Genomic DNA, 12,199 nt, shown 5'->3' on the forward strand with positions numbered 1-12,199 from the left:
AAATGCCTGAGCCCACAGGCAGTGGCTTAGGGGCGATTGCTGTCGGCCCGCTGGGCCTAGTCGGTTTTGTTTTCGAGTAACCGGTGGCTTCGCCACCGGCACTGGGCTGCCGCCACTCCGTGGCTAAGAGTGGTTCCAGGCCCGGAGGGCCGAAAGCCCAGTGCCGGTGGCGAAGCCACCGGTTCATACAACTAAAACCGGAAAGGCCCGGAGGGCCGGCAGCTTTCTGCCTTGTGCGCGAGCACCCGGATGGCTGTCCCACATCAATTCTCTGGCTCGGTTTTCCCGTAGATGGGCCCGCCAGGGTTTAGTACCTGTTTAGTCCATTAGGAGCTAGGCCTGACTGAACCCTGGCGGGCCCAGCTACGTGAGATTTCGCCAAATACGGAACTTATTTCAGGACAGTTCCTACGTCGCCGGATTCGCTTTTTCCAAGAACAGCTTTGCGGGCATTGGAAACAGCAGCAACAACAACAGGTCACGGTGCGACCGAATCAGCTTTCCGTTTTCGGCGTAGACCTTGACCAAGTCGATGTCATCGACAAGGTCGGCGGGACGTCCGGTGAACGGTTCTTCGCCACGCGAAACTAACTTGATGACTTCCGGGTCGGCGGGGCCGGGCAACTTTCCATACTTGCCCATGATCACGTCGCGAAACGGCTCGCTGACGAAACCGTAATGGCTGTTCTGCATCACATTGAATGCGGCTTGTGAGCCGACAATCTGGCTGGTGGGCGTCACCAAGGGCAGGTAACCAGCGGCGGCGCGTACCTTTGGGATTTCCTCTTGAACCTTGGGCATCAAGTCCAGCTTTCCCTGGTCCTTTAGCTGGTTGTACAAGTTGCTAAGCATGCCGCCAGGGATCTGCGATTCCAGTTGGCTCTTATCGACTTCGGGATAGCCTTGCGGGACCATGATCTTTTCCTCGATCACGTCGCAAGCCTTGGTACATTTGTCGCGATCTTTCGACTGCAACAATTCGATCGCTTCACCGATCGCGGCCTTCATGGCTTCGGTGGGCTCGTTTGGCCAGGGGTGACCAAAGTGTTCAGGATTCTTGTCGACTTCGCTTAGCTCTTGGCGAATCTTGCGAAGGCCAGCGTCAATCTCGGCGACGTGTTTGAACGTGACATTAAGTTCGATCCCCAGCGCGTCGGCAAAGAATCGAATCAGCTCGGCCGGCGGTTGGCTGGTGGCACCCGACATCGGGCCGTAGGCGGTATCGATGTTATCGATGCCAGCCATCATTGCGACAACGTAGGTTGCAATTGCCAAGCCGTTGGTGTCGTGCGAGTGAAGTGAGATCTCGACTCCGGGACACGCTTCCTGGACCGCGGCGATCAAGGTCCAGGCGTCGGCCGGATGCAGCAGGCCAGCCATGTCTTTGATCGCGATTGAATCGGCACCGGCTTCGACACATTGCTTTGCAAAGTTAACGAAGTGATTGTTGTCGTGAACCGGGCTGGTCGTGTAGCTCATCGCAGCTTCGGCATGCCCGTTGAACGTCTTCGTTGACATGATCGCGGTGATCAGGTTGCGATGGTCATTGAGTGCATCAAAAATGCGAACGCGATCATTGCCCGTTCGGCACGCTTCCTTCATAAACTCGTACACCACGTTGTCGGGATACGGGTTGTATCCGAACAGGTTTTGTCCTCGGCAAAGCGAACGAATTTGGATGTGCCTGCCGGTTTGATCACACACCTCGCGAAATTTTGTTAACCGTTCAAATGGATCGTCGCCGGTGAACCGAAGGCAAGCGTCCAGCGTTGCACCGCCCCAAAGTTCAATGATGTCGTAGCCTTCGTCGGCGATCATCGGCAGCAAGCGAAGACATTGCTCAGTACTCATCCGAGTCGCCAATAACGATTGGTGACCATCGCGAAGTGAAGTATCAATCAAGTTGACGCGTTTAGACTGGCTAGCTTTGTCTGGCATATTTGGATCCTCTGAGATTTTTTCCTGTAGGCACCCACAATCTACCGTTGTTACCGCAGTTCTTGCAGGCTCCTGCGACAACTTTTGGCAGGTGTGACATCACCGCCCACTGCTGTTGTTTGGGTGAGACCAGGTGGCTCACAGGTGGGTCGGTAGGAACCTTTTTTGTTCACCTTCGACAATCGAACTGGGTGGATCGATCCAAGGAATCTTGGACTTGGCCTGAATATGATCTTGAATTGTGTTCTTGAACTGCTTCACAATTTTCGTCAGTGCGTCCCGTTCGCTGGCTGCTTCGATTTCGATGCCGGGTAAATTTGCGACGCGAGCTTTGATTCGGCCCTTCGGCGTCGAAGACACGTAGACGATACATCCAAACGAAGGAACCTCGGGCACGTTGCTGGACGAGTGATCGATGGGCAATTCAGGTTGGTCGTTCATGTTTGTTCTAAGTTGAAAGTTCATGGTCGGTCACGTCAGTTCTTTCTAGCACCACCGCCATCATCAAGTACTCTCTTCGTCCCAGCGTCCACCGCCATGGTGGTTCGACATGGATCATGCGAACTGCCGAAATTGATTTCAGCTCGTTTAACAAGACGCCGGGATTCATTCCAGAAAAGAAGTTGCGCTCGTTGATCAACTTCATCGCCAGCGGTCCTAGTTGGTCATCGGGTGTCCGCAAAATCTCCGCAGCCGACGCGGACGAGACAAAGTCGAATCCAAAAACTGCGATGCCGCCCGACCGATCGTGGGTTGCCGGACGCAACATCGATGTAACACGACGAAAATGTTCGCGACGTACGGTTTGAATCAGAGGCAGTGTCGTTGTTGGTGGAAGATGGTCCAGCGCCAGATCAATGCTAAGCATCAATTGCGATAGCAGTCCCACCGAAACAACGACATCGCAAGGTGGAATCGGTAGCGGTTGTGGAGGCAGTCGAAGTCGTTCGATCCAATCATCCGCGATGCTGGTCGGGCGGCTTGCAGCTTTGCCAAGAACAACGGGTTCGAGCAGTTCCAAAAGCGGCGATGCGAGATCAACGGGACAGTGGCGATGAATCCGATCCTGGTCCACGCCGGGATGTGAGTTTGCAAAATCGATCGCGTCGCTATCCAAGTCAACTAAATGGACTTCATCAAACTGTTGGGTCAACGACGAAAGATCAATGTCGTTGCAATTCCCAGCACCCAGTACCGCAATTCTGGCTACATTTGTGGACGACAATTTTTGATGAACAGGTTCGCCTTTGTAGTCACAGATCAGACGCATGATCTGCTGACGATGACTGGCGTAGCAATCTCGAAGCGAGCGAGATTTTTCGTTGAGCGAAGCATGATGTTGCCGCAGTTCCATGCACGAAAGCGTATCGAATACAACTGCTTCACTCAATCGTGCCGATGACGATGGGGGCGTGCGACGATATCGTAGACCAGCATGAGCGATACCTTAACCTTCATCAAAAACTTTGTGCGTCATCCGACCAAGGTCGGCGCGATTTCACCCAGCGGTCCCTCGTTGGTTCGGACGATGACCGAATGGATCGATTGGCAGAACGCAAAGGGCGTGGTCGAATTCGGTCCCGGTACCGGTGTCTTTACCGAAGCGATCGTCAAGCGTCTGCATAGTGATGCGAAGTTTATCGCAATCGAACAGTCGGCGGAGCTTGCCGAAACAACAAGAGTTCGCGTTCCATCGGCCAACGTGTTTGAAGACAGTGCAACCAATATCGCTGAGCTTTGTCGGCAGTCGTCGATCGATTCCGTTGATGCAATTGTTTGTGGCTTGCCATGGGCAGCATTCCCGGAAGACTTAACCGACGAGATTTTCGCGGCGATGTTCAGCGTTCTACGTCCCGGTGGTCAGTTTGCAACGTTCGCGTATTGGCAAGGCGTGATTCTGCCAGCGGGCCTGCGCTTTTCAAAACGACTGAATCGTTCGTTTACCAGCGTCCAGAAGAGCCCGACGGCATGGCGCAATTTGCCGCCCGCGTTTGTCTACCGATGCATTCGTTAGGAGCTGTCCCGAAACAAGTTCCGTATTTGGCGAACTCTCTCGTAGCTGGGCCCGCCAGGGTTCAGTCGGATAGAGCTCCTGATGGTCTGAACCCGGGCGGGCCCAGCTAAGGGAAAACCGGGAAACTATTTCGGGACAATTCGTTAGCCCATCACTTGGGCTTTTAACCAAAACACGAACCATCCCAAAAACAACAACAGCGATAGCGAATACAACGTCGCAATCGCAGCCCACAGAAATCGTTCTTTGTTGCTGAATCGTTGATTGGTCCAAAGCAGCGGGATCCCAAGTGCGCCAGTGCCCAAAAACAGAATCGCCAAAATTGCTGTTTTGCTTTGCAGCAGCGATTGGTCGGCGGGCCGGTTGGTAACCGGAGAGCGATCGGTACCGGAACGGGTGATTTCGGGGCCGTTTAACTCGGCACTATTTATCCCGGCACTGTTCATCCCGGCGCTGGCGGCTGAATCGGTGGAAGGTTCCGTCATGTTAAGTCGCTGATGTCCGTGTCGCTTGTGTCCGGTTAGAAGCAGGCCCAGGAGTTGTTGCGTGAAGGATAGCTTACTTTTGAGCACCGGCCAAAGTCTAACTTGGCTAGCGAAAGGATTTCAGCCAGTTTCCGACTGGCAAAAACGTCCCCTGGGAGCATTGATAACTTTTTGCCGTTCTAACGTCACACCTTCTTCTCGCAGTCGTTCTTCTTGAAGCCCAGGATTCACCGGCGGCAGGTGACCTGAACGATAAACGATTCGCCACCAAGGCAAAGTATCAAAGTTAAGACTTAACAATTGCCCAACGGCGCGATGCCGTCGAGGGTACCCAGCATCCTGGGCAACATCGGCGTAAGTCGTGACTTCGCCAACTTCCAGTGCTTCGATAACGCGGACAAAGGCCAGACGCATCGGGTCGAGCGGCTGCCCGCGAGAATAGTTCTGATCCAACATTTGCTACGGGTGTCCCTCGGATTGCCCCCGGATTCTACCCAGATTGCTCTTTTGCTTTGCGATCTAACGCCAAGACAGAATCGTCCAATTGACAACCGCAAGCATCGGGTCGCCAGCAGTATGATCCTTCAAGACAATGCGGACGTTTTCGATCGCGAACTAAGGAACGAGCGGGGAATAAGTGTCGCCTTTCGCAGGGGACGTCGCATTAATTACTGCCGGATTGGTGTCGTCACTCATCCCGAGGGAAGTCGAACAAACAAATGCAAATTGTCGTTGATCGATCCGCGATCATAACGTTCGTGAATAGCCTCGGAGGGCTGGAAGCTCTGTGCCGGGGATGTAAATCCCCGGATGGAAGCGTTATATCTTTTTCTCTGGCTCGGGTGCTCGCGCACCCGGATGGGAGCTACCGGCACTCCGGGCCTAACGCGCCGTAACTGATGCGACGGCCTAAACATCAATCCCCAACAAATATCATCGTTCGGCAACTCGAACGAACGATTGCTGTGCCGGCGAACGCTTACCGAAGTCTTGTTGCCGCGACGCCAAAAGCTGATGCTGCTGGGGTGTCATACGCCCGCTTAGCATCGACCAGTACGACGGGTCGTTGACGAGTAGTTTGGCGAGCGATCTTGGGCGGTCGGGAAATCGGCTTCGCAGCTTTTTCAAGATGTGATTGATCCTTACAACTTGCTCGACATCCAGATCGCGTTTGTCAGAAGCCGCGTCTAGCCTTCGTTGCAACGTAGACACCGCAAGAGTGCCTGCGTTGATCAGATTTTGCTGCGAAGCAATCCGCCGCTTTCGATGATCGCTGCCCAATCCAGCAATCCACTGGTCAATCTCAGCTTCGGTGACCCGCATCGGCGATCGTAATTCCACCAGCGTGGCAACCGCTGTCTTCTCGCTTAGGTCTTTGAGCGATTGACCGTGAAGCATTCGAGTCATCAAGATTCCAAAGTGTTCGTCGAACAACCTAGGCTGCAGCCCACGAACGTGAATCAAAGTCGAACCGGTCCATTGATGCGACTGACTTCCGCTGGTGGATGACAACGTAATTGTTCCAGACTCTGGTTGGGTTAGCACGCAGCGTTGCGGCTGACGGTGCGAGTTTCCATGACCGAAAACCGTGGATTCAATTTGCATCAAGCGTGCATCTTGAACGCTCAGCGTCAGGTGCTGGCGTTTGTTTTTGCTGATGTAGTGAACCGATGGAACACCGCGTTTGGCTGTGACCGCCACGCTCTCGTAAACGCCATTTTCATCTGAGCTTTGCGAACCCTTGCGATGACGGGGCGTATCTAAACAGATCCGTCCCTGGATCATCTGAAACCGAACCACACCTGATGGGCCCAGATACCCCGCGTGAACATCGGGATCGGTCTTTGTTGAATCTTGCCCGCCGATTTCAGGGGGCGGACATTCCAAGCCAAGACCCTCAGCCTGGGGCGTCTCTCGGACAGTCTGATCTGACTGTGCAACGGAGTTGACGCCCGTGATGGACAAGCCGATTAAGGCAATTAGCAAACGCCACATCATCATAAAGCCCGTTTGAGTGCCAAGCCGTTGCTTGGGGGAGGCAGTGTTGATTCGGTGGACGCATAGGCCAGCCCTCATCGGGCAAGCCGACGAGTCCAGCATCGCTTATCGGCAAAAACTTGATCCGAAGAAAAGACCAAGTTGGCGACGGCACTCATTTTGAAGCTGGTTTCCTTCGGTAAACCAAGCGAACGTCGTCATCAAAACGATCCAAATCATGCAGTTCAAAGAGCGTTGCATCGGCAACTTTCTCGACACCGATTCCGCCTACGGGGCCCGCCGCACCCGTTCCGCCAAATGCCTTTGGCCCGAGATAGACGTGAGCTTCGTCGATTTGGTTGGCGGAAAAAAAACTCGACAAAACTTCGCCCCCGCCTTCCACCATCACGTTGGTTGCACCATTCTCGCCCAAATAATCGAGTGTCGCACCAATCATTGACTCGCGGTCGCCGCTCTCCAATCGCAACACTTTTGCTGCCAGACTTTCCAAGTTGACGAGTTCAGCTTCCTCGACCAACGGAGTGGTTACCAGCAACGTCGGAAACTGTTTGGCTGTCTCCATTAGACGCGATTGCTGTGATGGTAACCGCTGATGGCAAAGAACGACCCGCTGAGCGATTCGCTGAGCGATACGATTGGGTACACTCCCCTGAACTGAAATGCCTTGATACTCAGACGAATTCAAGCGAGCGTTGAGCATCGGGTCATCGGCAATCACCGTTCCCATTCCGACAACGATTGCATCGACCCGACTGCGAAGCCGGTGGACTTCGCTGCGTGATGCTGGACCGCTGATCCATTGGCTATCACCGGTGCGTGTTGCGATTCGGCCATCCATGGTCATGGCCCATTTTGCGATCACCCAAGGGCGACCAGTGCGGACCAACTTTGTGAATGGAGCCGTCAAGACTTTTGCATCTGATTCAAGAACACCCACGACCACTTCAATCCCTGCATCGCGCAATTGCGAAATGCCGCCACCATCGACTTTGGCAAACGGATCTTGCATCGCGATCACGACTCGCGACACTTTGGCATCGATCAGTGATCGGGTGCAAGGAGGTGTTTTACCGTGATGACAACAAGGTTCCAGCGTTACGTATGCCGTGCAGCCCTTCGCATCGTCGGCGGATGCGAGCGACCGGATCGCCTCGACTTCCGCATGGTGGCTGCCGTACTCTTGGTGGTAGCCTTGCCCGATGATCTCGCCATCCTTGACCAGAACACATCCCACCATCGGATTGGGTTCGACGAACCCCTGTCCCGCTGCCGCCAAATCGAGGGCGACTTGCATGAAGTGTTCGTCAGAATAGCTGCTGGTCATGGAGTCATCTTAGAGGCTGATTCAAACCGTAGCTGATCCCGCCAGGGTTCAGTCGCACGTTGGCATAAACTCGAATGAACCCACGCGGTTTAACGGTGACGTAGGCCGGAACAAGTAAAGTATGCCGGAACAAGCTTAGCGCAGTTCCGGCAATCCGACGTCGTACCATGCAATTGCCGTAACTCGCTAAGGCTCGCTACGGCCTACAGGGATCCTGGACCTTTGCCAAACCAACCCTCAGTCCATTCCGGGCGTCCAAAGTTTCCCGCCGCCACCGCCGCCGGATCCGCCAGACGGTGAGCCTTGATCGGGCGTCCACAATCCACCGCCGGCTGATTCTGCGGGTGCTCCTGCCGCTTCGGCCGGTGGTGGTCCGCCTGCGCCGGTGGGCCGTCCGTCGGGGCCGATCAGTCCGTAGGCCATCAACATTTGCTGCAACTGCGCCATCACTTCTGGTTCGTTGCCGTGACGGGTTGAGATCGCTTGCAGAGCGGACTGGAATCCGGCACCGTCGCCGGCACGCAGACGCAGACCAACTTCGGTAAGCAACAAATTCGCCGTCGAGATCTGCTTGCTTTCTGCAAACGCTTTGGCATCTTCTAGCAACTTGATTGCCGCTTCGCTGTCCTCGGTGGCATTGATCAACGACATGTAAGCGAACAACTTCGCCGGTTGTTGTTCCTCGGTCATTTCCGATTCCAACAGGGCTTTCGCAAACCGTCGCATCGCAAGCGTTGACGTAATCTGCTGTGTACGTTGCACCAAGTAGATCAATGATTCAGTGTTCAATCCCGACGGGTCAACGTGAATCAAATCTTCGTTGGCCAGCGATTCGATCTGATCATCGGTAGGCTTGATCGCCGCGGGTTCTTCCAGACCAGCGAACTGGTAAACCTGTCCGAGCGAATCACCCAGTTTTGATGCAAGGGCGTCGTACTGTTCAATCGTTCGCATCACGGCCGTTCGCACCAACTTGGTGGAGTCGTCGGAAGCACATTCTTTGAGCGACTTGCCACCCAGAATTGGCAACGGCAGCGCCGCGACGGCTTCCGGCATCCGAGCGTTGGTCAATTCCATTTGCAGCTTTTGTGCTTCCGCAGGATTGGCCTGGAACCGCACCATCGCAATCGCAGGCTGACCGGCGACCACCAAAGGCAAAGGTTCGCCAGCGTCTTGGCTTAGCTCAATCCCGTCGGCAACCTTGGCCATCCGTTGCTTGACTTCATCGATTTTGGACTGACGCACTTCCAGCAATTGGACCCTAGCGGCACGGTCTGTTTGCTTGCCGTAGACAAACGCCATGGCGATCGCTTCAGGGACGTCATCGATCGGTGGCAACTTGTTCAGTTCGGCAGGCTTATCACGATCTAGGATCTGAAATCCGGATCGCGGCGGCACTTCTTCCTCGCTGGTTCGCATGCCTTGCAACAAATCGGGCGGCAGCGGCGTGAACCGATCATCGGCCATCATCGCCATCTCGATCTCTTCTACTTTTTCGATGTCGCTTGAAAGTTCGATCGTCGGCACGGCCAAATCAGGCGTGCCCGGCTTGGCGAGCATGGCCATCGCCTGGAAACGAACTCGAGTTTCAAAATCGAGCGATTCGCAAGTAGAGAGCTGTTGCAGCAACTCGGCCTGGGCGTCGACATCGCCTCGCCAAATTGCACAGGTCAGTAGTCCCGACAAAATCGCAGGTTGATCAGGCTGTGATTTACGAAGCGAAGCGAACTTGGTTTCGGCCAAGATGACTTTGTTGTTTTGAAGCAGTCCGGCGGCTTCGTCATAACGTTCGCCCCACGACGCATCGGCGGGCCGAGCAATCGGTTCCGGAATCGACTTCATCAGTTGGCTGATCGTCGGTGCTTGGTTGAGTTGTTTTAGGACGGTAACCGCGGTCTGCCCGCCCTCGTATCCAGACGCCATCATTGCCAGCGTCGCGTAAACACGGGCGGTCAGAAAAACGCCGCTTTGGGCTAATGAATAAGCCAACACGGAGGCGACATCCAACACGAACGAGTCCACGTCACGACCGCTTTCGGTCAATGCTTCCAGCATCGTTGAGGTTGCTTCGTCTGGGTTGCCACGAAACAGCAGGGCGGCGGCACGTTGAGTCAGCGCGAGCGGGTTGCTCGGTTGCAGGCGGCTGAATCGTTCGGCATTTTCAGCCAAACCGTCGTACTCTCTTAGATCCAAAAGCAGACGACCGCGAATCGCCAGCGCCCATGCGGCGTCGGGATTTGTTTGCAGGATATTTGCCAGGCGATCCAGAGCCGGGACGACCTGGCCGCCTTCGACCATTTGAAGCACCGAATCAAGTTCTCCAACGGAATCTTTGCACTTACAGAACTTGATTTTTTTTCCGTTGCCGCAAGGGCATACAGCGTAGGTGTCGACGGTCATCGCGAACGCGGGCCTATTAAGTGAGGGTAGGTTTTGGCTGGGAGCCGCATAAAAATCTATGCTTAGAACTTAACACGACGCCCCACCGTCCCCATACCCCCTTTGGAAACGTCGCTGGGGGGACGCTGAACGCCGCGAAGAGATTTGATCCAGCAAAAAAACATCGTTTTGTTTAGCCGCGTGGGCATCGCCCCGCGCGTTTCGCCCCGCATGGACGCGCGGGGCGATGCCCACGCGGTTAAACGATTTAAAACTCTTCACGGCGCTGGGGGCCGCTCGCGTAGGCCGGAACAAGCTTGGCGCAGTTCCGGCAATGCCATGGTACTACTTTGAATTGCCGGAACTGCGACAAGCTTGTTCCGGCCTACATCACTCCGTCGCCAAACCTTAATTCGCTTCAGCAAACGAGCTGGATTCTTCCAGCAGCTCATCGATCATGGCTGACAGCTCTGAAACCTTCTCAGGATCTGCTGCCGCTAGATTTTTCCGGTCGTCGGGATCGGTTTTCAGGTTGTAGAGTTCCTTGCCGCTTGGCTTCGCGGTCAGCTTGTCCCAACCATCAATCACGACACGGGCTTCTAAGCCGCTGTCCAGATCATTGATCTGATCGAGATCGCTGTCGTGCTGGTAAACGTCAACAAAGACCCGATTGCGTTCTTTGAGTTGCTGCGGGTCACGCAGGTCTAGCCCCTTCATTGCCGATGGTGGCTCAATGCCGCATGCTGACAAGATGGTGGTCGCGATGTCGATATTGCTGGCCAAAGTTTCAGCATCACGTTGTGGCTGAATCGTTTTATCGTGAGTGACAAAGATTGGCGTGCGGATTCCTGCTTCCACCGGTTCGCGTTTCGATCGAATGCTGCTGTTCATTCTTTCGGGATTTTGTACCCAACCGTTGTCGCAGGTGTAAACGAAGATCGTGTTCTCGTACAGGTTTTGTTTTTTCAAGTAATCAACGATCTGACCACAGCCTTCGTCCAACCATTCCACATTGGCCCAGTAACGAGCTGTCGGTTCGTTCGGGGCGACGTCTTTGTACTTGTCATACAATCGCTCCGGTGCATTGTGTGGTGCGTGCGGCAGGAAGACTCCGTACCAAACGAAAAACGGTTGCTCGTTACTCTTCGCCTTGTCAACAAAATCGTAGATCGGTTGCATCGTTTTGCGCCCGATGTCTAGCCCTCGGTCCCCGTGCCGCCCGCCTCGGTAAATGTCTCCGTGCGTCATCGCATCAGTGAAGCCGTGATCAAGCGGATCGCCTTCCCACCACTTGCCGGTTTGCAACGTAGCGTATCCGTTGTCTTTCAGTGTTCTGATAAACGATGGATGCTCGAGCATCGGTGCCGTCATTCGATTGCGCAGCTTTGATGACAGCGGCTTGTGTATTTTGTCTTTGCGGTTGGTGCCTTCTGGCATCAGCGGATCGTTGCCGCGGATCCCTGTTTGATGCGGATACAATCCGGTTGCGATGCTGGCCAAAGACGGACGGCACAACGGAGCCGTCACGTAACCTCGTTCGTACAGAATCCCCGACTTGGCTAGCTGGTCCAAATTCGGAGTCTGGATATGCGGATGTCCCATGAACCCGTAATCGTTCCAGGACTGATCATCGCTTAGCAGAAAAACGACGTTGGGCCGTGCAGCATTGGCAACAGTACCGGCAAGCAGCAGTGTTGTAATTGCCAACCAATGAACGCATCTCGTTGTTCGAATCATCTTTGCCGTCTGGTAGGAGTAGTCGTGTAGGAGTAGTCGGGTAGGAGTAAAGGAGTGGTTCCGAAATAGCTTCGTCAGACTAGGTTCCACCAAATCCCAACCCGAACGCATAAGCAGAGATCTTACTTGACGGGTAAATCCCCGCGCCGTGAAGGGGTTCTAAGTTGTTTAACCGCGCGGGCATCGCCCCGCGCGTCGTGCTGGCCCGAACGCGCGGGGCGATGCCCAACGCGGCTAAACGAACTAACACGTTTTTTACGGGATCAAAACTCTTCGCGGCGTTGAGCTTGGCCCCTTACCTGATTGAATCCCCTTGCCCCCTTC

The 12,199-nt window shown here is 54.6% G+C and carries 10 protein-coding genes; 1 reads left to right on the plus strand and 9 read right to left on the minus strand.

The genetic code is table 11. From position 1 onward, the window contains the following. Nucleotides 1-408 precede the first annotated feature (408 nt). From RC85_RS22605 to RC85_RS22615, 3 genes are all read right to left on the minus strand, one after another. Nucleotides 409-1,938, minus strand: a complete 1,530-nt coding sequence (locus RC85_RS22605) for a hypothetical protein (RefSeq protein ID WP_068267014.1) — start codon at nt 1,936-1,938, stop codon at nt 409-411. A gap of 138 nt (nt 1,939-2,076) precedes the next feature. Beyond that, nucleotides 2,077-2,379 (minus strand): hypothetical protein, encoded by a 303-nt coding sequence (locus RC85_RS22610; protein ID WP_068267015.1) that lies wholly within the window; start codon nt 2,377-2,379, stop codon nt 2,077-2,079. 7 nt (nt 2,380-2,386) lie between these two features. Beyond that, nucleotides 2,387-3,328 (minus strand): hypothetical protein, encoded by a 942-nt coding sequence (locus tag RC85_RS22615; protein ID WP_149752838.1) that lies wholly within the window; start codon nt 3,326-3,328, stop codon nt 2,387-2,389. 45 nt (nt 3,329-3,373) lie between these two features. Here RC85_RS22615 and RC85_RS22620 point away from each other — a divergent pair, with 45 nt between their 5' ends. Beyond that, nucleotides 3,374-3,952, plus strand: a complete 579-nt coding sequence (locus RC85_RS22620) for a class I SAM-dependent methyltransferase (RefSeq protein ID WP_084422949.1) — start codon at nt 3,374-3,376, stop codon at nt 3,950-3,952. A 143-nt stretch (nt 3,953-4,095) separates the two neighbouring features. Here the strand turns inward: RC85_RS22620 and RC85_RS22625 are convergent, their stop codons facing one another. From RC85_RS22625 to RC85_RS22650, 6 genes are all read right to left on the minus strand, one after another. Continuing rightward, complete coding sequence (locus RC85_RS22625) at nt 4,096-4,437, minus strand: hypothetical protein (RefSeq protein WP_068267017.1); 342 nt, start codon at nt 4,435-4,437, stop codon at nt 4,096-4,098. A 120-nt stretch (nt 4,438-4,557) separates the two neighbouring features. Then, complete coding sequence (locus tag RC85_RS22630) at nt 4,558-4,893, minus strand: MGMT family protein (protein ID WP_068267018.1); 336 nt, start codon at nt 4,891-4,893, stop codon at nt 4,558-4,560. Nucleotides 4,894-5,370: 477 nt separating this feature from the next. Continuing rightward, complete coding sequence (locus RC85_RS22635) at nt 5,371-6,324, minus strand: hypothetical protein (protein ID WP_149752748.1); 954 nt, start codon at nt 6,322-6,324, stop codon at nt 5,371-5,373. Between the two features lie 265 nt (nt 6,325-6,589). After that, a complete protein-coding gene (gene ribD / locus RC85_RS22640; protein ID WP_068267020.1) occupies nt 6,590-7,759 on the minus strand; it encodes a bifunctional diaminohydroxyphosphoribosylaminopyrimidine deaminase/5-amino-6-(5-phosphoribosylamino)uracil reductase RibD in 1,170 nt (389 codons plus the stop codon). Nucleotides 7,760-7,996: 237 nt separating this feature from the next. Beyond that, nucleotides 7,997-10,159: a tetratricopeptide repeat protein gene (locus RC85_RS22645; RefSeq protein ID WP_068267021.1), complete on the minus strand. Its 2,163-nt coding sequence runs from the start codon at nt 10,157-10,159 to the stop codon at nt 7,997-7,999. Nucleotides 10,160-10,546: 387 nt separating this feature from the next. Beyond that, nucleotides 10,547-11,875: a sulfatase-like hydrolase/transferase gene (locus RC85_RS22650; protein ID WP_084422950.1), complete on the minus strand. Its 1,329-nt coding sequence runs from the start codon at nt 11,873-11,875 to the stop codon at nt 10,547-10,549. Nucleotides 11,876-12,199: the final 324 nt, after the last annotated feature.

Origin of the sequence: Rubripirellula obstinata (assembly GCF_001642955.1) — a bacterium.
Lineage (GTDB): Bacteria > Planctomycetota > Planctomycetia > Pirellulales > Pirellulaceae > Rubripirellula > Rubripirellula obstinata.